Source organism: Mycobacterium sp. BK086 (assembly GCA_004362315.1).
In the GTDB taxonomy this organism is placed as follows: Bacteria; Actinomycetota; Actinomycetes; order Mycobacteriales; family Mycobacteriaceae; genus Mycobacterium.
This window is the reverse complement of the sequence record SNWL01000003.1, coordinates 714,281-736,029: the sequence shown is the minus strand read 5'-3', so window position 1 is coordinate 736,029 and position 21,749 is coordinate 714,281. Positions and strand designations below refer to the sequence as shown.

At 66.9% G+C, this 21,749-nt stretch carries 18 protein-coding genes and 1 pseudogene; 11 read left to right on the top strand and 8 right to left on the bottom strand.

Annotated elements, in window-relative coordinates:
* The first annotated feature begins 3 nt into the window (after positions 1-3).
* Together EV580_RS03545 and EV580_RS03540 are read left to right on the top strand one after the other, a co-directional pair.
* Complete coding sequence (locus tag EV580_RS03545; RefSeq protein WP_133689745.1) at positions 4-270, top strand: DUF2277 domain-containing protein; 267 nt, start codon at positions 4-6, stop codon at positions 268-270.
* Complete coding sequence (locus EV580_RS03540; protein WP_133689744.1) at positions 267-812, top strand: DUF1802 family protein; 546 nt, start codon at positions 267-269, stop codon at positions 810-812. The genes EV580_RS03545 and EV580_RS03540 overlap by 4 nt, the downstream gene beginning before the upstream one ends.
* Here the strand turns inward: EV580_RS03540 and EV580_RS03535 are convergent.
* Positions 771-2,462 (bottom strand): CocE/NonD family hydrolase, encoded by a 1,692-nt coding sequence (locus tag EV580_RS03535; RefSeq protein WP_166654635.1) that lies wholly within the window; start codon positions 2,460-2,462, stop codon positions 771-773. The two genes, EV580_RS03540 and EV580_RS03535, sit on opposite strands and share 42 nt — an antisense overlap.
* A gap of 5 nt (positions 2,463-2,467) precedes the next feature.
* Positions 2,468-3,052, bottom strand: coding sequence for a DUF3558 domain-containing protein (locus EV580_RS03530; protein ID WP_133689742.1), 585 nt, complete (start codon positions 3,050-3,052; stop codon positions 2,468-2,470).
* A 71-nt stretch (positions 3,053-3,123) separates the two neighbouring features.
* On the opposite strand from EV580_RS03530, the gene pptH reads away from it, so the two are divergent.
* The 3 genes from pptH to truB are packed head-to-tail and all read left to right on the top strand — an operon-like array spanning position 3,124 to position 5,605.
* The gene (gene pptH / locus EV580_RS03525; RefSeq protein WP_133689741.1) at positions 3,124-4,059 is read left to right on the top strand and encodes an ACP phosphodiesterase PptH; all 936 of its coding nucleotides are present in this window, start codon (positions 3,124-3,126) and stop codon (positions 4,057-4,059) included.
* Entirely contained in the window at positions 4,056-4,724 is a 669-nt protein-coding gene (gene pptT, locus EV580_RS03520) for a 4'-phosphopantetheinyl transferase PptT (RefSeq protein ID WP_133689740.1), read from the top strand. Before pptH ends, pptT begins: the two co-directional genes overlap by 4 nt.
* Complete coding sequence (gene truB, locus EV580_RS03515; protein ID WP_133689739.1) at positions 4,721-5,605, top strand: tRNA pseudouridine(55) synthase TruB; 885 nt, start codon at positions 4,721-4,723, stop codon at positions 5,603-5,605. Before pptT ends, truB begins: the two co-directional genes overlap by 4 nt.
* On the opposite strand, the gene EV580_RS03510 is transcribed toward truB, so the two are convergent.
* The 4 genes and pseudogenes from EV580_RS03510 to mntR all read right to left on the bottom strand — a co-directional run bounded on the left by EV580_RS03510 (position 5,602) and on the right by mntR (position 13,586).
* Positions 5,602-11,511, bottom strand: a complete 5,910-nt coding sequence (locus tag EV580_RS03510) for a nuclear transport factor 2 family protein (protein WP_502703916.1) — start codon at positions 11,509-11,511, stop codon at positions 5,602-5,604. The genes truB and EV580_RS03510 overlap by 4 nt on opposite strands.
* Before the next feature lie 123 nt (positions 11,512-11,634).
* Positions 11,635-11,715, bottom strand: a pseudogene (locus EV580_RS34605) (zinc-ribbon domain-containing protein); the annotation flags it as partial.
* Positions 11,715-12,782, bottom strand: coding sequence for a protein kinase family protein (locus EV580_RS03505; RefSeq protein WP_133689737.1), 1,068 nt, complete (start codon positions 12,780-12,782; stop codon positions 11,715-11,717). The gene EV580_RS03505 and the pseudogene EV580_RS34605, both read right to left, overlap by 1 nt.
* A 99-nt stretch (positions 12,783-12,881) precedes the next feature.
* Positions 12,882-13,586, bottom strand: a complete 705-nt coding sequence (gene mntR / locus EV580_RS03500) for a manganese-binding transcriptional regulator MntR (protein ID WP_133689736.1) — start codon at positions 13,584-13,586, stop codon at positions 12,882-12,884.
* Between the two features lie 80 nt (positions 13,587-13,666).
* Between mntR and EV580_RS03495 the strand changes: the two genes are divergently transcribed.
* Complete coding sequence (locus EV580_RS03495; protein ID WP_183507012.1) at positions 13,667-14,644, top strand: bifunctional riboflavin kinase/FAD synthetase; 978 nt, start codon at positions 13,667-13,669, stop codon at positions 14,642-14,644.
* Between the two features lie 6 nt (positions 14,645-14,650).
* Here EV580_RS03495 and EV580_RS03490 read toward each other — a convergent pair whose 3' ends face one another.
* Together EV580_RS03490 and EV580_RS03485 are read right to left on the bottom strand one after the other, a co-directional pair.
* On the bottom strand, positions 14,651-15,136 hold the full coding sequence (locus EV580_RS03490; protein WP_133689734.1) for an SRPBCC family protein: 486 nt from the start codon (positions 15,134-15,136) through the stop codon (positions 14,651-14,653).
* Complete coding sequence (locus EV580_RS03485; protein WP_183507010.1) at positions 15,137-15,478, bottom strand: ArsR/SmtB family transcription factor; 342 nt, start codon at positions 15,476-15,478, stop codon at positions 15,137-15,139. It abuts the gene before it with no gap.
* 164 nt (positions 15,479-15,642) lie between these two features.
* On the opposite strand from EV580_RS03485, the gene rpsO reads away from it, so the two are divergent.
* The 5 genes from rpsO to bla all read left to right on the top strand — a co-directional run bounded on the left by rpsO (position 15,643) and on the right by bla (position 21,746).
* Positions 15,643-15,912, top strand: coding sequence for a 30S ribosomal protein S15 (rpsO, locus tag EV580_RS03480; protein WP_133689732.1), 270 nt, complete (start codon positions 15,643-15,645; stop codon positions 15,910-15,912).
* A 315-nt stretch (positions 15,913-16,227) separates the two neighbouring features.
* Positions 16,228-18,486, top strand: coding sequence for a polyribonucleotide nucleotidyltransferase (locus EV580_RS03475; protein ID WP_133689731.1), 2,259 nt, complete (start codon positions 16,228-16,230; stop codon positions 18,484-18,486).
* Positions 18,464-19,810 carry a M16 family metallopeptidase gene (locus EV580_RS03470; protein ID WP_133689730.1) on the top strand — a complete coding sequence of 449 codons (1,347 nt, stop codon included), beginning with the start codon at positions 18,464-18,466 and terminating at the stop codon, positions 19,808-19,810. The genes EV580_RS03475 and EV580_RS03470 overlap by 23 nt, the downstream gene beginning before the upstream one ends.
* Before the next feature lie 2 nt (positions 19,811-19,812).
* Positions 19,813-20,838 (top strand): nitronate monooxygenase, encoded by a 1,026-nt coding sequence (locus EV580_RS03465; RefSeq protein WP_133689729.1) that lies wholly within the window; start codon positions 19,813-19,815, stop codon positions 20,836-20,838.
* On the top strand, positions 20,835-21,746 hold the full coding sequence (gene bla / locus EV580_RS03460; protein WP_133689728.1) for a class A beta-lactamase: 912 nt from the start codon (positions 20,835-20,837) through the stop codon (positions 21,744-21,746). The genes EV580_RS03465 and bla overlap by 4 nt, the downstream gene beginning before the upstream one ends.
* Positions 21,747-21,749 lie beyond the last annotated feature (3 nt).

The window sequence follows — 21,749 nt, the reverse complement described above, 5'->3', positions numbered from 1 at the left end:
GCTATGTGCCGAAACATCACCGAGTTGCGCGGCCTGGAGCCGGCGGCCACCGACGAAGAGATCACCGCGGCCGCCCGCCAGTACATCAGGAAGGTCAGCGGAATCACCCGTCCCTCGGAGGCGAATGTCGACGCGTTCGAGGCCGCGGTGGCCGAGGTCGCGACGATCACCACGCGGCTGCTCTCGGAGCTGCCCGCCCGCCGTCAGCCGCCGAAGACCGTTCCGCCGCTGCGCCGACCCGAAGTCATCGCGCGGCTTGCCTCGAAGTGACGCCCGCGCTCAAGGAGTGGAGCGCCGCCGTGCACGCGCTGCTCGACGGCCGACAAACCGTGCTGCTGCGCAAGGGCGGCATCCATGAGAAGCGGTTCGCGGTGGCGGCCGAGGACTTCCTGTTGTTCCCGACGGTCGCGCACAGTCATGCCGAACGGGTGCGCCCCGAGCATCGTGACCTCCTCGCAGGATCAGCCTCCGACAGCACCGATGACCACCTTGTGATCCGTGCTGCGGCGAAAGTGGTTGCCGCCGTGGCGGTATCGAATGCCGACGGGCTGGCGGACATCGAAGACCTGCACATCTGGACCGCGGATTCGGTGCGGGCCGACCGGCTGGACTTCCGGCCCCGCCACCACTTGACCGTGCTCGTGGTTCAGGCCGCCCCGCTGGTCGAGCCGATCCGGCTGTCGCGCGAGCCGCAGTACGGGGGCTGCACCAGCTGGGTGCAACTGCCCGCGACGGCGCAGCGGGGCCGGCCGGTCCATGACGCCACTGCGCTAGACGAGATCGCCGGCCGGGTTCGCGCCGCCGTCGGCTGAGGGCAGGCCGGCCGAGGCGGGCAGGATCAACCGCGACAGCCCGCCGGCGCCGTGGCGGACGGTGTGCAGCGCCGGGACCATCCGCTGCCCGGTGAGGACCGGTTCGCCGGTGCCGAGGTTGCGGGCGTAGCGGGGGTGCGAGCCGCCCGCGATGAGCACCCGGATCTGAGTGCCCGCGGGGAAGCGGTGTGCGATGGCGTCGAGCTCGACCCGGACCGGACCGGGCGCCGGCCGATTCAGCCGCCGGTAGCCGTCGCTGACGTTTCGGGAGCGCCCACGCGCATCCACCTCGCTGATGCGCACGAACAGGTCGACGTGGTCGATATCGGAGTCGTGGGCCAGTTCGACGACAGGGCTGCCGAACACGTACAGATCGGCGTCGAGCGGGCCGCTGGTGAAGCTGAGCACGTCGGTGCGTCGGGCCAGTGCGGAGTCGTCCCGGTAGCCGCTCTTGTTCTGGGTCAGGAATCGGCCGCCCACCGTCGGGGTCGGGTCGGCGGGGTCGTAACGGAAGGTCGACGGCGTGGCGTCTGCCGGTGGGCGCGCCGCGGCCAGCCGGCCTGCGGGCTGCAGGTACAGCACGCCCTCGCCGGTGGCGGGTGGCCAATCGGGCATGTCGATCCAGCCGTGGTGTGCGACGTACACCCGCACCCGGCTGCGCCTGGTCGCGGGCGCCCCCGCCAGGTGGGTGCCGAGCCAGTCCAGCGACTCCGCGGCGGCAGTTCCGCCGGCCTTGGTCATCATCTCGCTGTGGGTCCACGGCCCGACTGTCATCGCGACGTCAACGCCTCTGTCACGTAGGCGGCGGTACTGCTCAAGGGTCTGTTCCAGGAACAGGTCTTGCCAGCCGCTGAGCAGCAGCACCGGCACATCGCTTCGATCGAGCGCGGAGTTCATCCGCATGGCGTCCCAGAACGGGTCGTCGCCGCGAGGATGCTCGACCCACGACTCATACCACGGTGAGTTCGCCCCGAGCAGCCCCCGGCCCGCACTGCCCAGGGGGAGGCCGTGCATGGCCTGGTCCAGTCGCCGTGCCGCACGGTTTTGGAGCGCCAACTTCCGCGCCAGTGCCTCTTCCTGATGGGCGATCGAGTCCGACCAGCTCAGGAAATCGTTGAGCGAGAACGACCCGGTGCCCCACGACGATTCGTAGAAGTCGTGCGGCCCGACGGTGACCACCGCGGCGGCCAGTTCGGGTGGCGGATCAGACAGCAGGGCCCACTGGGTGAAGCCCAGGTAGGACAGCCCGACGGTGGCGAAGCTGCCGGTGAACCACGGCTGCTCGCGCAGCCACACGACGGTGTCGGCGGCGTCGTCGGCCTCGTGGACCATCGGCACGAATTCGCCGCCCGAGCCGAACGTGCCGCGCACGCTCTGCAGCACGACGTGATAGCCCCGCGCGGCGTACAGGCGCGCGTAGACGAGCGAGAACGGAAAGGACCGGCCGTAGGGCCCGCGGACCAGGATGGTGCCGAGCGGCTTGTCGAGGTTCGGTGCGTAGTGGGTGGCGCGCAGGACCGCACCGTCGCGCATCGGGATGCCGACAGCGCGATGCACGAGGTAGTCAACGGTCGGCGGCGCTATCCGCAGGTGGCGGGATAAGGCGCGGTCGACGAATCGGTGGGCACGACGGCTGCGCACACCGGTCAGGATATTCAGAATTTGTAGAACGGCGTGAGCTGCTGGGCCCGCATCAGGTTTTCCTGCATGCAGTCGACATCGGGGTTGGAGTAGATCGGGGAGTAGAACAACGACTGCTGGATGACGCCGTAGCTGGTCTTGAACACCACCATGCAGGAGAACCACCAGCGGTTGTTCCAATCGGTGGGTTTCATCACCCAGAACTGCGCGGCGCGGTGGCCGTTGATCTCGCTCTCGACGGCATCGGGTGGCAGGGATTGCGCGTAGGTGCGCCAGATGATGGGTTCGACGGCCATCTGGTAGTTGCCTGCGTCGTACTGGCAGCGCCCGCTCTCCATCGGCGTCGGCGGGCTGGCTTCCAGTCCCAGCCCGGCGATGACGTCCAGCGGGATGTCGTTGCACGGGTCGAACGGGTTGGGATTGGTGAGCGCGATGACCGGGGACTTGATCGTGGTCGACACGTCGGTCATCGGGGCGTCGGTGGACCGCAGCTGTACTGCCGTCGGGCCGGCACCGGTCGGCGGACCGGTCTGGATGGTGATCAACGCGGCGGCGGCGATCGCGAACAGGCTGACGGAGAGGCGCACTGCGGCGGCCATGTCTCCCCCCTAAGCGGTCAGCCCCGACCGCTGGCAGTCTAACCGGCCGCGCGCCAGTAGTCTGGCGTGTTGTGGCACCCACGCTCTGGGCGATCAGTGACCTGCATACGGGTCACACCGGCAACAAACCGGTTACCGAATCGCTGTATCCCTCGTCGCCGGACGACTGGCTGATCGTCGCCGGTGACGTCGCCGAGCGCACCGACGACATCCGCTGGTCGCTGGATCTGCTGCGCCGGCGCTTCGCCAAGGTGATCTGGGTGCCGGGCAATCACGAGCTGTGGACCACCGGCAAGGATCCGGTGCAGGTGTTCGGCCGGTCCCGCTACGACTACCTCGTCAACATGTGCGACGAGATGGGCATCGTCACACCGGAGCACCCGTTTCCGGTGTGGACCGAGCAGGGCGGGCCGGCGACCATCGTGCCGATGTTCCTGCTCTACGACTACACATTCCTGCCCGCGGGAGCGGCCACCAAGGCCGAGGGTCTGGCGATCGCCCGCGAGCGCAACGTCGTGGCGACCGACGAATTCCTGTTGTCCAGCGAGCCGTACGCCACCCGCGACGCGTGGTGCCGGGATCGTCTGAAGCACACCAGGGCCCGGCTCGAGGAACTCGACTGGATGCAGCCGACGGTGTTGGTGAACCATTTCCCGCTGCGCCGCGAACCGTGCGATGTGCTGTTCTTCCCGGAGTTCTCGTTGTGGTGCGGCACCGTGGAGACCGCCGACTGGCACACCCGCTACAACGCTGTCTGCTCGGTCTACGGACACTTGCACATTCCGCGGACCACCTGGTATGACGGTGTGCGCTTCGAGGAGGTATCAGTCGGCTATCCGCGAGAGTGGCGGCGCCGCAAGCCTTATCGGTGGTTGCGCCAGATTCTGCCCGACCCGCAGTACGCGCCCGGCTACCTCAACGACTTCGGCGGGCATTTCGTCATCACCGAGGAGATGAAGGAGCAGTCGGCGAAACTGCGCGAGCGGCTGCAAAGCCGACGCGGATGAGCGATCTCATGGCGGCGGTGCTCCCGCAGATGGCCGACCTGGTGTACGCCGAGACCTACGACGATCCGCCGGATCTGGTGCCGCTGGCCGAAGAAGAGCCGCTGATCGCGAAATCGGTGGACAAACGGCGCAACGAGTTCATCACCGTCCGGCACTGCGCTCGGGTTGCGCTGCAGAAGCTCGGCCTGCCGCCGGTGCCGATCCTCAAGGGCGACAAGGGTGAACCGTGCTGGCCTGACGGAGTGGTCGGTAGCCTCACCCACACCCAGGGATATCGAGGCGCGGTGGTGGCGCGCAGTACCAGCGTTCGTTCGGTGGGTATCGACGCCGAACCGCATGGTGTGCTGCCCGACGGGGTGCTCAATGCCATCAGCCTGCCCGTCGAGCGACACGAGATCGGGGCGTTGCCGGGCGGCCTGCATTGGGATCGAATCCTGTTCTGCGCCAAGGAGGCAACCTACAAGGCGTGGTTTCCGCTGACGCAGCGCTGGCTGGGGTTCGAAGACGCCCACATCACCTTCGGTGTCGAGGAGTCCGGGCTCGCGGGCACGTTCGTCTCGAAGATCCTCATCGATCCTGCCGCGCGCTTCGGCCCGCCGCTGACCGAGCTGTCCGGCCGGTGGTCGGTGGGTGGTGGGCTGGCGTTGACGGCGATCGTGCTGTGAGCCCGGCACCTGGAATTGTCGTGGTGGACAAACCCGCCGGTATGACGAGCCATGACGTGGTCGGCCGCTGCCGGCGGATCTTCGGCACCCGCAAGGTCGGCCACGCCGGAACGCTGGACCCGATGGCCACCGGTGTCTTGGTGGTTGGCATCGAGCGGGCCACCAAAATCCTCGGCCTGGTGACAGCGACGTCGAAGTCGTACGCCGCGACCATTCGGCTGGGCCGGTCGACATCCACCGAAGACGCCGAAGGTGAAGTGCTGCAGGATATTTCCGCCGAGCACGTGACCGATGAGCAGATTCAGGCGGGGATTGCGAACCTGCGTGGCGAGATCTCGCAGCGGCCATCGTCGGTCAGCGCGGTCAAGGTCGACGGCAAGCGGGCCTACCAGCTCGTGCGCGAGGGCCAGGATGTGCAGCTCGCCGAGCGCACGGTTCGCATCGACAGATTCGATGTGCACGACGTCCGGCGCGACGGACCCTTCATCGATGTGGACGTCGAGGTGGATTGCTCATCGGGCACCTACATCCGGGCCCTGGCGCGCGATCTCGGTGACGGGCTGGGCGTCGGGGGACACCTGACCACGTTGCGGCGCACCCGGGTCGGGGGCTACGGGCTCGACCATGCCCGGTCGCTGGACGAACTCGCCGAGAGTGCTCAGCTCAGTTACTCCCTCGACGAGGCGTGCCTGCTGGCGTTTCCGCGCCGCGATATCACACCGGAAGAAGCGGAGGACACCAGCCACGGCCGCCCGCTGACCGCTGGGGGAATCGACGGTGTCTATGCCGCAACGGATCCCGATGGACGGGTGATCGCGTTGCTGGAGGACAAGGGCGGCCGGACCAAACCCGTCGTGGTGATCCGACCCGCGACGCTCTAGAGCAACTCGTGTGCGTAGGCGAACGCCGCGTCCTCGTCGTCGGCGTCGAAATCGCATAGCCGCGCCAGGCGTCCCTCACGGTAAACGCCGACGAGAATCCGTGCCCAGGTGAAATGCTCGCCGTCGTGTCCAAGACCTTCGCGGTCCATGCGTCCGACGAAGAGGTCCGGCGCCAACCAGCGGATGGATGAGAACCACGATCGCAGGGAGGGGACCATCTTCTGCAGTTCGATGAGGCTGGCGCGGAGTTCGGCGGCTGAACGATCGGGAAAGCCTGAGCGTGAACGGTTCTCGATTTGCAGGTCGGGCCAGCTCAATTCGGTGAAGATCGTGTCGAAATCGGCCCGGTTCAGGGCGGCGACATAGTCGGCGTTGGTCAGTCCCGAATGGGCTGCGGCCGCTCCTTCGCCTGCGTAGTAACGGCGTTCGAGCTCGCGATAGGCACCCGCGAAATCGTCCTCCTCAAAGACGGCGTGATATTTCGCCCGACCATCGTCATCGACCTCACCCACCGCCAGGTTGATCGCCTCGTTTCCGTCCTCGTCCGACCACGTGGTCTGCCCAAGGTGCACGTTGTCACCGCGGACGGCCAAGATGCGCAACGAGAATCGGGTGTACTGCGCCCGCAGTCGTTCGAACGCAGCTCGCAGACCGCTGGATCCGACGATCGGATCACCGCTGAGTTGGCGACGGTCGTCGTAGTGGAACTCGTCAGAGTAGAGCGCGCTCAGCGCGTCGAATTCGCGGGCCTCCGCCGCCTGCGCCACACTTACCGCGGCTTCGGTGGCACGGTTGGCGAGCGCCAGCCCGCTCGAACCAGTGCGCGCGAGTTCCTCGGCGTAGGCGAACGCCGCGTCCTCGTCCGTGACGTCGAATTCGCACAGCGCGGTGAAGAGTCCGTTTTGCATCCGTGCCGCGTAGAGCCGAGACCAGGTAAATGGCTGGCCATCGAGCCCGATGGCTTCCCGCTCGTGACGCGACACGAACACGTCGTCGGATACCCAGCACATCGCCGAGCCCCACACCCGGTAGGACTCCACCATCGCGCTGAGCGATTCGACGCTCTGGCGCAATTCCGCGACGGTGCGTCGTGGGAATACCGAACGGGACCGGCTCTCGATCTGCAGACCTGGCGCGAAGATCCGGAACGTGCTGTCCAGGTCGCCGCGGTTCTCTGCGAGGACGAGCTCCGTCAGTGGTTCGCGCAGCGCGGCCCGGGATGGGCCAAGGCTCGCGAAGTAGCGACGCTCGAGTTCGGAGTAGGCGCCGTCGAAGTCGTCCTCGTCGAAGTAGCCCTGATAGCAGACGAGATCGTTGTCATCGATCTCGCCGACTGCCAGGCCGGTCGACTGGTTTCCGGCGTCGTCGAACCAACGAAATTGGGCGAGACTCAGTTGACCTCCTCGAACGGCCAACGTGCGCAGGTCGAATCGGGTGAACTGGCCGCGGAGGCCTTCGATCGTTTTTCGTATGCTCGTCGAACCGACGATTCGGGAAAGCTCGCCGAACAAGCCGCGTCGGTCGTCGTATTCGACCTTGGCGGAGAACAGCGCACCGGCGGCGACGATGTCTCCGGATTCCAGTGCCGTGGCCAGGCGGTCACTGATCTGGGAAGCACGGTTGGTGACCGCGAAACGGCTTGGGCGCGCGGCGACCAGCGACGCGGCATAGGCAAATGCCGCGTCCTCGTCGGTGGTGTCGAACTCTGTCGTCGATACCAGTAACCCGTCGCGACACTCGCAGACGAACAGTAAGTTCCATCGATACTCTTCGCCGTCTGGACCGACACCTTCAATCTCGCCCAGCCCGACGTTGCAGGTGGGGGACAGCCACACCAGGGCGGGCACCCAGTGGCGTTGAGACGAGACTTGGCTTCCCCTGGCCCGCGTCCAGCGAAACATGTCATCGACCGAACGCACTTTCTCTTTAAGCGCTGAAGGTGGGGCATGCCAACGGAATTCGGGGTCCGACACGCGTCGGACGGCATCGATGTCACCCTGGCTGATGCCGATCACCCACTCCGCCGCGGGGAGGCCATTGATGGCGAACTGAGCACCTTCGCCCATGTAGTAACGGGTTTCCATGTCCCGGTACGCCGGCCAGAACTCGTCCTCGTCGAATCGGCTGTGGTAACACACCAATCCGTCGGCATTGACTTCGTAGACGCCGATGTATCTCGACTCGTTGCCGGCGTCGTCAGACCAGCAGGTCCAGCCCATGTAGACATTGTCGCCACGGAAGGCCAGATTGTGAGCTTCGAAGTGGCTGTACTGCACGCATATTCGCTCGATAGCGGCTCGCAGAGCGGCAACGTCTTCCAATGGGCTCCCGCCAAGTCGCCGCTGGTCGTTGTAGACGAACTGGTCGGACCAGGTCGCAATGGTGCCGTCGACATCGTGGGCCTGCATGGCTGCGATCATGCGATCGCCGACTGCGCTAGCTCGGTTGGCGAGCACCAGCCGGCTGGGGGCCGGTTTCTCGAGGCCTTCGCCGGCGGCGTAACGCTTGTCGAGCTCGTGCTCGGCTTCATCACCGTCGTTCTCGTCGAATCTGCCATGGTAGCTGACAAGGTCGTCGCTTCTCACCTCGAAGAGGTTGAAAGTCGTTGTCCGGTTGCCGAAGTCATCGGACCAGGTATCGAGGTAGAGCACCAGCGAGTCGCCGCGGACCCCCACAGTTCGCGATTCGACGTGGTGGTAGTGATTGATCATGCGTTGCGCGGCGGTGCGCAATTCCTCGACGCTGTTGATCGGATCGCCGCTGAGTCGTCGGCGATCGTCGTACACCATCTGGTCGGAGTAAAACGCGACCACCGCATCTGGGTCGCCGGCCGTCATGGCCTGGCGGGCGAGGTCGACGATTCTGCTTGCCCGATTGGCGGTTACCGGTCTCGGGGGCGTTTGGGCTCCGGATCCGATTGAGGCACCGCTCGCCGCTGGATCCGCGGTTCGGGCGACCATGAACACCGCGTCCTTCACAGCGTAGAGCACTTCGGCGTCACGCCGGGCGTCGGCCGCGCCGCGTTCGTCACCCGCAGCCGTCAGGACTCGACTCAGCGCCAGACAGGCATCGGCATGGTCGAGCACTAGATCGGTTCCTTCGGCCACTGTGACCGCACCTCTAGCCATCGCGACGGCTTGGTCGTCTTCGCCTGACGCCGAGAGGATTTCGGCCCGCACCGAACGCCAGGCGATGGCCGTCTTCAGATTGTGGCCGGCGATGCGTTCGCTTTCCCCGGCATATCTATCGGCCTCGTCAACACGGCCTTGCGCCAGAACCGATCTGGCAAGCAGTGCTGCCGCCTGGCCGGCGTCGGCACCGACCCCGAGGGCGTCGAGTCCTTCGAGCGCGACCTGGAAATGCGGTTCGGCGGCCACCGCATCGCCTGCCATCAGCTCGATGATTCCGGCGAACAACTCTGTTTCCATGAGGCCGTGCCGCAGACCCAGGTCGGCGACGATCTGGCGGGCGTCGGCCAGCATCGTGCGTGCCTTGTCGGGACGGCCGCGGAGCAATTCGAGTACCGCCAGACAACGCAGCGACGTCGCCTCCAATGACGGCGTCGCGGTGGTCATGCGTTGCATCCGAACCACATCCAGACACCGGCCTCCTGCCTTCGGCGCCGGACTCGGTCCCCATAGCGCGGCGTTGGGTGCGGCACCCAATGCGGCGGTGATCTGCCGGTGGTCCCCACCTCGACGTGCGGCGATCAGTGCCTCGAACAGGTCGGATTCACAGTCCCCGATCCGGCCGAGCCGCGCCCGCGCGCTCGCCCGCACCCGGTGCGCTTTCGCGAGACCGACGGCATCGTTGCGGCCCTCGAACTCGTCGATCGCTGCTTGCAGCCGTTGATCGACCTCGAGCAGCCGGGTGGGATCGGTGTACACCAGGAGCTGGCACCGATAGCAGGTCGCCCATGGCGTCAAGTCCAGGCCCGCAACGCTTTCCAGATCGTCGACCAGTGGCGCGCCGGCAGCCACGTCGCCGGCGGACAGCAACGCCTCACAGCCGGTCATCAGCAGCTCGGCATGCAGCGCCGCGTCGGCGGTCGCCAGCGATGCGCCCCGCGCCGCCTGGCTGCCCGCCGAACCCAGCTCGTCACGGTCGAGTGCACGCCTGGCCGATGCTAGATAGTTGCGCGCAGAGCGCAGGGCGAGCTCGCTGGTGTGACCGTCGCGCAGACCGAGCTCGCACCGGTAGCCATGGGCCGCTTCGAGATTGCGCGCAATCACCTCGTCTGATTCGAACGCCGCACTGGGTCCGCCGGCGTGCACCCAATTCGCCAAGCGCTCGTGGAGCTCGGCGCGTTCGGCCTTCAGCAGCCTTCGGTAGGCGACGTCACGGATGAGGACATGATGAAACCGCCAGACTGGCTCGTCACCGGCGTACGCGCCGCTCGGCTGGGCAAGGTCGAGGCGGCGCAACCGATTCAGGCCCGACATGATCTCGGCTACGCCGACGCCTGCCAGTGCCGCCACTGCGCTGGGCGAGAAATCGGTTCCGATCACCGACGCGACTTCGAGTACCCGCCGGTTGGTGGAACCGAGACGCTCGAGCCGGGACGCGAGCAGGGCGTGGATGGTCGGCGGGACGGAGACGGCGTCGACGTCTACGGTCAGGCTCCAACCGCCGGGTTTCGCGATCAGAACGCCGTCGTGTACGAGCATCCCGACCAGCTCCCGGACGAACAGCGGATTGCCGCCCGTCGACGATGGCAGACGGGCCAGGAGTTCCTCAGGCAGTTGATCGCTGCCGAGCACACGGGCCGCGAGCTCTGCGGTGGCGTCGGCGTCGAGGCCGCGCAGCCGCAGTGCCTCGGCGACCCAGCCGCTCACAGTGACCAGATCGGGCCTCGTCTCCCGCAATTCGGGGCGTGCCAGTGCGATCAGCAGGACAGGTGCGTCCCGCACCCACTCGACGAGGTGCTCGACAAAATCGAGCAGCAGGGTGTCGGCCCACTGGATGTCGTCGACGAGGAGGACGAGCGGACGGTGGGTGGCAAGGATTTCGACGTAGCGGCGAAGCGCCCAGAATGCCTCTTCGACGGAGCCCGCGACACCGGCCGTCATACCGGTGAGATCGCGCAGAATTCGGTCTCGCTCGGCGATCGTGGCCGAGATGTCGTCGTCGAGATCGCGGGTTCGCAATACGTCGACAAGGGGAGCGAGGGCCGGGCTGCCCTCGACCGCGCAGTGCGCCCGGATCACCTGCACTCCGTCGCCGAGTGCTCCGATGAATTCCGCCGCAAGCCGGGTTTTGCCGACACCCGGATCGCCGATGACGGTGACCAGACGAGCCGTACGAGCGGTGGCGACCGCGTCGAAAACCGCTTGGAGGCGCCCCAATTCGGGGGATCGACCGACGAAGGGGACGGATTCCGCGGCGTCGGCCCGCCCGACCCATTGGTAGACGGGGACCGCGGCGCTGCGGCCCTTCACCTGCACGGCGCCCAGCGGGTCGTAGCGGTGCTGCCCGCGCGTCGCGCGCCAGGTCTCCTCGCCGACGACGACGTGGCCGTGCGGACATTCCGATTCCAGCCTGGCCGCGACATTCAACGCGTCACCGACCAGGTCGGCGTCCTCGGTGCCGACCACGACTTCGCCCGTGTTCACGGCGACACGCAGCGCCAGGTCCACCCCGTGGGCATCCGACAGGCGGCCGGCCAGCCCGACGAATCGCTCCTGTAGCTCGACCGCGGCATCGACGGCGTGCCCGGCATCGCCCGCTCCGATCTCGGGCACGCCCCAGACCGCCATGAACCCGTCGCCGATGTACTTGGTCACTCCGGCGCGATGGCGCTGGGCGGTCGAGCGCAGCAGCTCGTGATACTGACCGATGACTTCACGGGCTGTCTCGGGGTCGACGAGTTCTTCGAATGCCGTCGAGCCGGCCAAGTCGGCGAACATGACCGTCACGGTTTTGCGCGTCGGGCTCGCAACCTCTTGGGCGCCTTGGTCATTCAGCGATGCACCGCAGGACCGACAGAATCGCGCGGTCGCGCTGGCCACGACTCCGCACGCGCCACAGGAGCGCTGCAGAGGGTTCCCACAGCTCTCGCAGAATCGGGCATCGGCTTCGTTGGCGCTTCCGCACGAGCCGCACGCGGCCATTAGTCCGGCCTCAGCGACAGGGCATCATGGTCTTCGATCGCACTCGCAGCATTGATCGCCATCGTCCGAAGCAACGCCAGGTGGCGTTCGTTGGTAATGGTGTCGGCCTGACCCGTGCCGATCACCGGATAGGCGAAGCACCAGGCGGTCGTCAGGCGATAATCCCGCGTCAATTCGTCTGCGGGATAGTTGATTCCGTGTTCGGCGAGCCGCTGGGCGTACCGCTGGATCAGGTCGGCCTCGCAGCTGCGCCTGGTGTGGATGTTTAGGCTCTGACTCAGGAAGTAACCCACGTCGTAGGCGCCGCGGCCCATGCAGGTGACCTGCCAATCCAGCGCGGTCACCGGCGGATCGTCAGGTTCGACAGCGAAGAACAACTGGTCGAGCCGAAGATCGCCATGCAGGAAGGTGTGGGGTGGCCGCATGATCTGGTCGAGGTACCACGGCACGAGCGACGGGAATCGTTCGCCGAACGAGTGCATGTCGGGCGACAGGCTCGATCCGACTCTTTCCAGGAAGCGGGGCCAGGCGACCTCGAAGTTCTCCGCCAGGACAGCGGGGAACGGTGGTGCGGTGTACGAGCTCAGCCAAGGCAGCGTCGAGCGGCGCTCATCGTCCCACCAGTGCGCGTGGTGGCGCGCGATCGCGTCGACCACGATCTCAGCGTCCTCGGCAGTGCATCCGACGGTCTGATCGGCCACCCGGAGCCGGCCCAGGTCCTCCAACACCAGGACGAAGTCGTGGGTGAGTTCGTCGAACCCCACGAAGTAGGGCCGCGCGGGCGGCAGCGGATTGTCCAGCCCGACGTCGCGATAGAAACGCACCTCGCGCAGGTAGAACTCCAACGGTTCGCAGACTTCTGACCGGGCGCGCTCATCGAGGGTCGGGAGCTTGACCACGACCGAAGCCGGAACATCCGGACCTTCGAGATGGGCGCGAAAGAGTCTCCCGAGCAGTCCGACACCGATCCCGATCTGCTCGAGCCGGCAGTGTCGAACGTCTGCATCCAGGATTTTGCTAAGCCAGCCCGCGGTCACCGACTGCGGGTCGACAGGAAACCACGCCATCCGCCCCGTCCCTCCCGTGGATGGGACAGATTTTACGGAATTATGGCGCTGAGCACGCGATTTCCGCACCCTGGCGGCAATGTTTGCCAGCCGGTTGTCTCAGCCGACGACCCAGATCGCCTGGGCCGCAGGGCTGCCCAGATCGATGGTGTTTGCTGCGCCATCGGACGACTCCACCGCCACCGAGATCACACCAGCGAAGTCGCGCCGCGCGAGGACCCGAAGGCGGGAGTCCAGGCTGATGCCGACGGTGTCGAAATACCGCAGCATCTCGGGGTCGGCGTCGGAAATCCGTGCCACCGTGCCGAGTTCGCCGTCGACACACGCCGACAGTTGGCGGGCCGGGGGTGTGGGCACCTGGCCGTCGGACGAGGGGATGGGGTCGCCGTGGGGATCGCGAGTGGGGTAGCCCAGCTTGGCGTCGATGCGGTCGAGCATCATGTCGCTGATGGCGTGCTCGAGGATCTCGGCCTCGTCGTGCACCTCGTCCCAGCCGTAGCCGAGCTCCTGCATCAGGAACGTCTCCAGCAGGCGGTGCCGGCGGACCACCGCCAGCGCGGCGGAGCGGCCCCGCTCGGTCAGCGTCACCGCGCCGTACTTCTCGTGGTCCACCAGACCCTGATCGGCCAGCCTGCGGATCGACTCCGAGGCCGTGCTGGCCGACACCCCGATGCGCTCGGCCAGCAGCTTGGTGCTGACCTTCTCGTGCGACCATTCCTGGGCGCTCCAGATGCATTTGAGGTAGTCCTGAGCGACCGTCGTCAGGTCGCGTACCCCGGGGTTCGGGCTGTTGTCAGGACTCACATCCAAAAGTTTAGGCAATCATCACCTGATCTGGGGATCTGGCGCGTCCGGCTGCACCCCCGCGCCGTAGGCTTGCCGACGTGGAGCGGTGGCGCGGACAGGACGAGATCCCCTCGGACTGGGGCCGATGTGTGGTGACCATCGGCGTATTCGACGGCGTACATCGTGGGCACGCCGAGCTGATCGCCCGCGCGGTGAAGGCCGGCCGGTCCCGCGGTGTGCCGACGGTGCTGATGACGTTCGACCCGCATCCGATGGAAGTGGTGTTCCCCGGTAGTCACCCGGCCCAGCTGACGACGCTGGCCCGGCGCGCCGAACTGGCCGAGGAACTCGGCATCGACGTCTTCCTGGTGGTGCCCTTCACCACCGATTTCATGAAGCTCACACCGGACCGCTACATCCACGAGCTGCTGGTGGAGCGCCTGCACGTCGTCGAGGTGATCGTCGGCGAGAACTTCACCTTCGGCAAGAAGGCGGCAGGCAACGTCGCCACGTTGCGTAAGGCCGGCGACCGCTTCGGCTTCGCCGTCGAGAGCTTGTCGCTGGTCGCCGAGCACCACCAGAGCGAAACGGTCACCTTCTCGTCGACCTACATCCGGTCCTGCGTCGATGCCGGCGATGTGGTGACGGCCGCTGAGGCCCTGGGCCGCCCGCACCGCGTCGAAGGTGTGGTGGTGCGCGGCGACGGGCGCGGGCGGGTGCTGGGCTTCCCGACCGCCAACGTCGCCCCGCCGATGTACTCGGCGATCCCGGCCGACGGCGTCTACGCCGCCTGGTTCACCGTGCTGGGCCACGGGCCGGTCACCGGCTCGGTGGTACCGGGGGAGCGCTATCAGGCCGCGGTCTCGGTGGGCACCAACCCGACGTTCTCCGGGCGCACCCGCACAGTGGAGGCCTTCGTCCTGGACACCGCCGCCGATCTGTACGGCCAGCACGTCGCCGTCGACTTCGTCGCCCGCCTGCGTGGCCAGCTCAAATTCGACTCGGTCCACGACCTGGTCGAGGCGATGGGCAAGGACACCGAGAAGGCCCGAACGATCCTGTCGGCACAGGACTGAGGACGCTCAGGACGCGATCAGCTCGTCGATCTGGTTGATCGCCAGCGTGGAGCCCTCGACCACACCCATGTCCAGCACCTGCTGAAGGCCCTCGGCCGACGCGAATTTGGCCGTGTAGACCGCCCGGGTGCCGCCGTCGTGCTCGGTGAAGGTGTAGGTGTTCTCCGAGACCGGCATGTCGGGATTCGGGTTCAGATCGGCGTCGGCGAACCCGTCGCGGAACGCGAAGCTGGTCGGCTCGTCGACGGCCGTGATGTCCCAGTAGCCGGCGTACTTCTCGCCGTCCGGGCCGGTCATGTAATACGTGACGCGGCTGCCGGGGGTCAGGCTGTGGTCGACGAACGTCGCGGGATGAGTCGGCGGTCCCCACACCTTCTCCAGCTGGCGCGGGTCGGCGTAGACCTGCCAGATCCGCTGCACCGGTGCCGCGAAATCCGCGGTGATGGTCAGCGTCAGGTTCTCGAGATCGTGCTTGACGTCGGTGACAGGCATTTATTCAGTCTCTTTCTCGTCGATGGCGATGAGTTCGTCGATGCGGGCGATGCGACCGCGCCAGATCTGCTCCAGCTCGGTGAGCATGGCGGCCACCGAGCGCACGGCCGTCACATCACCGCTGGCCAACTGCTCGCGACCGTTCCGTCGCTTGGTGAGCAGGCCGGCCTTCTCGAGTACGACGACGTGCTTCTGCACGGCGGCAAAGCTCATGTCGTACTTGTCTGCCAGGGCGGAAACCGAGTGCTCCCCGGCCAGCGCCCGACGCATGATGTCGCGCCGGGTCCGGTCGGCGAGAGCATGGAACAACGCGTCCGCCCGGTCCTCCTGATCTACGGTCACCCCATCAACATACAACCAATTGGTTGTATGTTGTCAAGGTGCTGACCTGCCGCGATTTCAGTGCGCGGCGTGTTCGCTGCTAAAGTTGCCAACCTGGTGTGCTGCAGTCCGCGGTGGCCACCCACTTGATTTCATTCGCGGTACCGATTGATGGAGATGTTTTCGTGGCGCTTACCGCCGAGCAGAAGAAGGAAATCCTGGGCTCCTACGGTCTGCACGAGACCGACACCGGTTCGCCGGAGGCGCAGGTGGCGCTGCTGACCAAGCGCATCTCGGACCTCACCGAGCACCTCAAGCAGCACAAGCACGACCACCACTCGCGGCGCGGTCTGCTGCTGCTGGTCGGCCGTCGTCGCCGGTTGCTCAAGTACGTCGCCGACCTCGACGTCGCGCGCTACCGCTCGCTGATCGAGCGGCTGGGTCTGCGCCGCTGAGCGGCGCAACACGCCGTGTAACATAGGGGCCGTTGTGAGCCGTTTTCCGGCTCGAACATCGGGTGCGGTGCATGCAATCCGCGTGTCCCGTTCCCGCGCGTCATAGCGAAGCTTCCCTGCGCGGGCGGTCTTCGGTAGTGGCTGCCGGGCCCCAAGGAACTTGGCCTCAAGAAACTTGGGAAGTGCCCGGCCGCTTCGATCGACGGCCGTAGCCGCACTCAGGCCCAAGCCTCGTAGCGCCCAGGTCTACCTGGGTTCATCTGTGACGACGCAAAACAGCTGAACAGTGAACTCAGAAAGGCTGAACGGACATCCATGTCTGTAGCTGAAATCGACGAAGGCGTCTTCGAGTCGACCGCCGTCATTGACAACGGGAGCTTCGGCACCCGCACCATTCGTTTCGAGACCGGCCGGCTGGCTCAGCAGGCCGCCGGTTCCGTCGTCGCCTACCTCGACGACGAGACCATGCTCCTGTCGGCGACCACCGCCAGCAAGAGCCCCAAGGACCATTTCGACTTTTTCCCGCTGACCATCGACGTCGAAGAGCGGATGTACGCCGCGGGCCGGATCCCCGGCTCGTTCTTCCGTCGCGAGGGCCGACCGTCCACCGACGCGATCCTGACCTGCCGCCTGATCGACCGGCCGCTGCGCCCGACGTTCATCTCGGGTCTGCGTAACGAGATTCAGGTCGTGGTCACGATCCTGAGCCTGGATCCCAAGGACCTCTACGACGTGCTGGCGATCAACGCCGCGTCGGCCTCCACCCAGATCTCCGGTCTGCCGTTCTCGGGTCCGGTCGGCGGCGTGCGCGTCGCCCTGATCGACGGCCAGTGGGTTGCCTTCCCGACCGTCGAGCAGCTCGAAGGCGCCGTGTTCGACATGGTCGTCGCCGGCCGCAAGGCGGGTGACGACGTCGCGATCATGATGGTCGAGGCCGAGGCCACCGACAACGTCATCGAGCTCGTCGCCGGTGGCGCCGGTGCGCCCACCGAGGCCGTCGTCGCCGAAGGCCTGGAAGCCGCCAAGCCGTTCATCGCCGCATTGTGCGATGCCCAGTCGGCGCTGGCCGAGCGGGCCGCCAAGCCGGTCGCCGATTACCCGCTGTTCCCGGATTATCAGGACGACGTGTATGCGGCCGTTTCGCACGTGGCCGGCGGCTCGCTGGCGCAGGCGCTCACCATCGCCGGCAAGCAGGAGCGCGACGAGCGCACCGACGAGATCAAGAACGAGGTCCTCGGAGAGCTCGGCGAGACCTTCGCCGGGCGTGAGAAGGAAATCGGCGCGGCTTACCGCTCGCTCACCAAGAAGCTTGTGCGCCAGCGCATCTTGACCGACCACTTCCGCATCGACGGCCGCGGTGTCACCGACATCCGTGCCCTGTCGGCCGAGGTCGCGATCATCCCGCGCGCACACGGCAGCGCACTGTTCGAGCGCGGCGAGACCCAGATCATGGGTGTCACCACGCTGGACATGGTCAAGATGGCTCAGCAGATCGACTCGCTGGGCCCCGAGACCTCCAAGCGCTACATGCACCACTACAACTTCCCGCCGTATTCGACCGGTGAGACCGGCCGGGTCGGTTCGCCCAAGCGTCGCGAGATCGGCCACGGCGCGCTGGCCGAGCGTGCGCTGATGCCGGTGCTGCCGAGCGTCGAGGAGTTCCCGTACGCCATCCGCCAGGTGTCGGAAGCGTTGGGCTCCAACGGTTCCACCTCGATGGGCTCGGTGTGTGCGTCCACCCTGTCGCTGCTGAACGCCGGTGTGCCGCTGAAGGCCCCGGTCGCCGGTATCGCGATGGGTCTGGTGTCCGACGATGTCGAGGTCGACGGCAAGACCGAGCGTCGCTTCGTCACGCTGACCGATATCCTCGGCGCCGAAGATGCCTTCGGCGACATGGACTTCAAGTGCGCGGGCACCAAGGACTTCGTCACCGCCCTGCAGCTGGACACCAAGCTCGACGGTATTCCGTCGCAGGTGCTGGCCGGTGCGCTGGCGCAGGCCAAGGACGCGCGCCTGACCATCCTCGAGGTGATGGCCGAGGCCATCGACGCGCCCGACGAGATGAGCCCGTACGCGCCTCGGGTCACCGCCATCAAGGTGCCGGTGGACAAGATCGGCGAGATCATCGGCCCCAAGGGCAAGATGATCAACTCGATCACCGAGGAGACCGGCGCCTCGATCTCGATCGAGGACGACGGCACGGTGTTCGTTGGTGCCACCGACGGCCCGTCGGCGCAGGCGGCCATCGACCGGATCAACGCGATCGCCAACCCGCAGCTGCCCAAGACCGGCGAGCGGTTCCTCGGCACCGTGGTGAAGACCACCGACTTCGGTGCCTTCGTCTCGCTGCTGCCCGGACGTGACGGCCTGGTGCACATCTCGAAGCTGGGCCGCGGCAAGCGGATCAACAAGGTCGAGGACGTGGTCAAGGTCGGCGACAAGCTCCGTGTGGAGATTGCCGACATCGACAACCGCGGCAAGATCTCTCTGGTCCTGGTGGACGAGGAAGGGGCAGCCGCGCCCGACGATGCACCGGCTCCTGTTGATGCCGATGCCGCGACCGCCGGCGCCTAACCCCTCACTTCGCCGTAGCCGGCGCCTCCCCAGCGAGGCGCCGGTTGCGGTGCGGCGCACCGTACTTCCCGGCGGCCTGCGGGTCGTCACCGAGTTCGTGCCGTCGGTGCGTTCGGCCTCGGTCGGTGTCTGGGTCAATGTCGGCTCCCGTGACGAGGGCCCGACCGTGGCCGGCGCCGCGCACTTCTTGGAACATCTGTTGTTCAAGGCGACCCCGACCCGTACCGCGGTCGAGATCGCGCAATCCATCGACGCCGTCGGTGGTGAGCTGAACGCGTTCACCGCCAAGGAACACACCTGCTACTACGCGCACGTGCTCGACGACGACTTGGAGCTCGCCGTCGACATGGTCTCCGACGTGGTGCTCAACGGCGTGTGCGCGGCGCATGACGTCGAACTGGAACGCGACGTGGTCCTCGAAGAGATCGCGATGCGCGACGACGATCCCGAAGACACTCTCGGAGATGTCTTCCTGACCGCCATGTTCGGCGACCATCCCGTCGGGCGACCGGTGATCGGGAGCGTCGAGTCGGTCTCCGACATGACCCGTGCGCAACTGCATTCGTTCCACGTCCGTCGCTACACCCCGGAGCGCATGGTCGTGGCGGTGGCTGGAAACATCGAGCACGATGAGGTGGTCAGGCTGGTGCGCAAGCACTTTGCGGGTCGCCTGCAGAAGGGCCGGACCCCGCAGCCGCCCCGCAAGGGCACCGGCCGACTGACCAGCTCGCCCACGCTGGCGCTGATCAACCGCGACTCCGAGCAGACCCATCTGTCGCTGGGCGTGCGGATTCCCGGGCGGCACTGGCCGCACCGCTGGGCTCTCTCGGTGCTCAACACCGCACTGGGCGGTGGCCTCAGTTCGCGTCTTTTCCAACAGATTCGGGAAAGCCGAGGCCTCGCGTACTCGGTGTTCTCGTCGGTTGACACGTTCTCCGACACCGGGGCATTGTCGGTATATGCGGCGTGCCTTCCCGAGCGCTTCGACGAGGTGGTGCGATTGACCACCGAAGTGCTCGACGATGTGGCACGCGACGGCATCACCGAAGCGGAATGCCGCATCGCCAAGGGCTCGATCCGGGGCGGCCTGGTGCTCGGCCTCGAGGATTCGGCGTCGCGGATGCACCGGCTGGGCCGCAGCGAGCTGAACTACGGTGAATACCGCAGTATCTCCACCACGCTTCAGCGCATCGACGAGGTGACCCTCGACGAGGTCAACGCGATCGCCCGCCAGGTGCTGACCAAACCCTTCGGCGGCGCCGTGCTCGGCCCGCACAAGTCTAAACGCTCACTGCCACAACCCCTTCGGATGATCAGGAGCTAGCCGTGACCTTCGGCCTGCAGGATTTGGCGGTACCCATTCTCGGTGCACCAATGGCAGGAGGTCCGAGCACTCCCGCACTGGCGGCGGCGGTATCCAATGCCGGCGGCCTGGGATTCGTGGCGGCAGGCTATCTGAGCGCCGAGAAATTCGCCGAGATCGTGGTCGCGGCGCGTGCGCTCACGTCGGCGCCGATCGGGGTGAATCTGTTTGTGCCGGGGCCGTCGGCCGCGACGCCCGGCGAGTTGGAACGCTATCGCGAACTACTGGCACCGCTGGCCGAACAGTACGGAGCCGAGGTCCCGGAGCCCCGTCCTGACGATGACGCCTGGCAGGCCAAACTCGATGTCGTCGCCGATCTCGCGCCGGAGGTGGCCTCGTTCACCTTCGGGTGCCCGAGCGCGGAAGTCCTTGGCCGCCTGCGTGACCGCGGCGTGCTGACCGCGGTGACGGTGACCAGCCTGGACGAGGCGAATACGGCGGTGTCCGCCGGCACCGACGCGCTGGTGGTGCAAGGCCCGGAGGCGGGCGGCCATCGTGGCACGTTCGATCCGGTGGCCCGTCCCGGTGACGAACCACTGGACGGTCTACTGGCGGCGATCGTCGCGGCCCACCGTGTGCCGGTGATCGCCGCGGGTGGCCTGGCCGGCGCGGCGGATGTCCGGCGGGTCCTGGGCGCCGGAGCGGCCGCGGCTCAAGCCGGAACGGCGTTTCTGCTGTCCGACGAGGCGGGTACCAACGGGGCCCACCGGGCTGCGCTGACTGACGAGAAGTTCACCGAAACCGTTGTGACGCGGGCATTCTCGGGTCGGTATGCGCGAGGACTGGCCAACGATTTCACCAGACGCTACGACGACGTGGCACCGCTGGGCTATCCGGAGGTCAACCAGATGACCGGTCCGCTGCGCAGAGCCTCGGTGGCCGCGGGCGATCCGCACGGCACCAATCTGTGGGCGGGCACGTCGTGGCGGCGGACCAGCAGTGGCAGCGCCGCCGATATCGTCGCGGCCCTGGCTGGGGAGATCGGGTGAGCCTTTCGCGCCGGGGCTTCCTCGTCGTTGGTGCGGCGCTGACGGCTGCCGCATGCAGTCCTACGACCACGCCCGCACACCCGACACTCAGCGACCCGGCCGAACCGCTGCCGCCACTCGATCAGCGGATCGCGGCACTGGAGAAGCGGCACAACGCATTCGTGGGTCTGTACGGCCAGAACCTGGATACGAAACAGGTGGTGGCGCACCGCGACGGCGACCCGTTTGCGATGTGCTCGACGTTCAAGGCCTACCTCTCGGCGCGGGTTCTGCAGAAGGCCCAGGCCGGGGAGCTGGCACTCATCGACACCGTGGTGGTCGATCCGGAGCTGCTGCGGCCCAATTCTCCGCGCACCGAGCCCAATGTCGGTAAGCCGATGGCACTTTCGGATCTGTGTGCCGCGGCGTTGCAGGTCAGCGACAACACCGCGGCCAACCTCTTGCTGCGGGTGATCGGCGGACCGCCGGCGATCACCGCGTTCGCGCGGTCCATCGGCGACCAGACCACCCGGCTGGATCGCTGGGAAACCGAACTGAATTCGGCCCTGCCCGGCGATCCGCGGGACACCAGCACCCCGCGGGCGTTGGGCGGCGGCATCCTGGCCGTGCTCACCGGTGACGTGCTGGACGAACCGCACCGCACGCAGCTCGAAGACTGGATGCGCGCCAACACCACGTCCAGCATGCGGGCGGGCTTGCCGCCTGGCTGGACCACCGCGGACAAGACCGGCAGCGGTGACTTCGCCAGCACCAACGACGTCGGAATCGCGTTCGGGCCCAGCGGTGAACGCCTGCTGCTGGCGATCATGACCCGCACGCAGTCCAGTGACGCGAACACGCCCGCGCTGCGCGACCTCGTCGGGGAAGTGGCGACGCTGGCGCTCCCGGTCCTGCTCGGCAAGAGCTAGCCG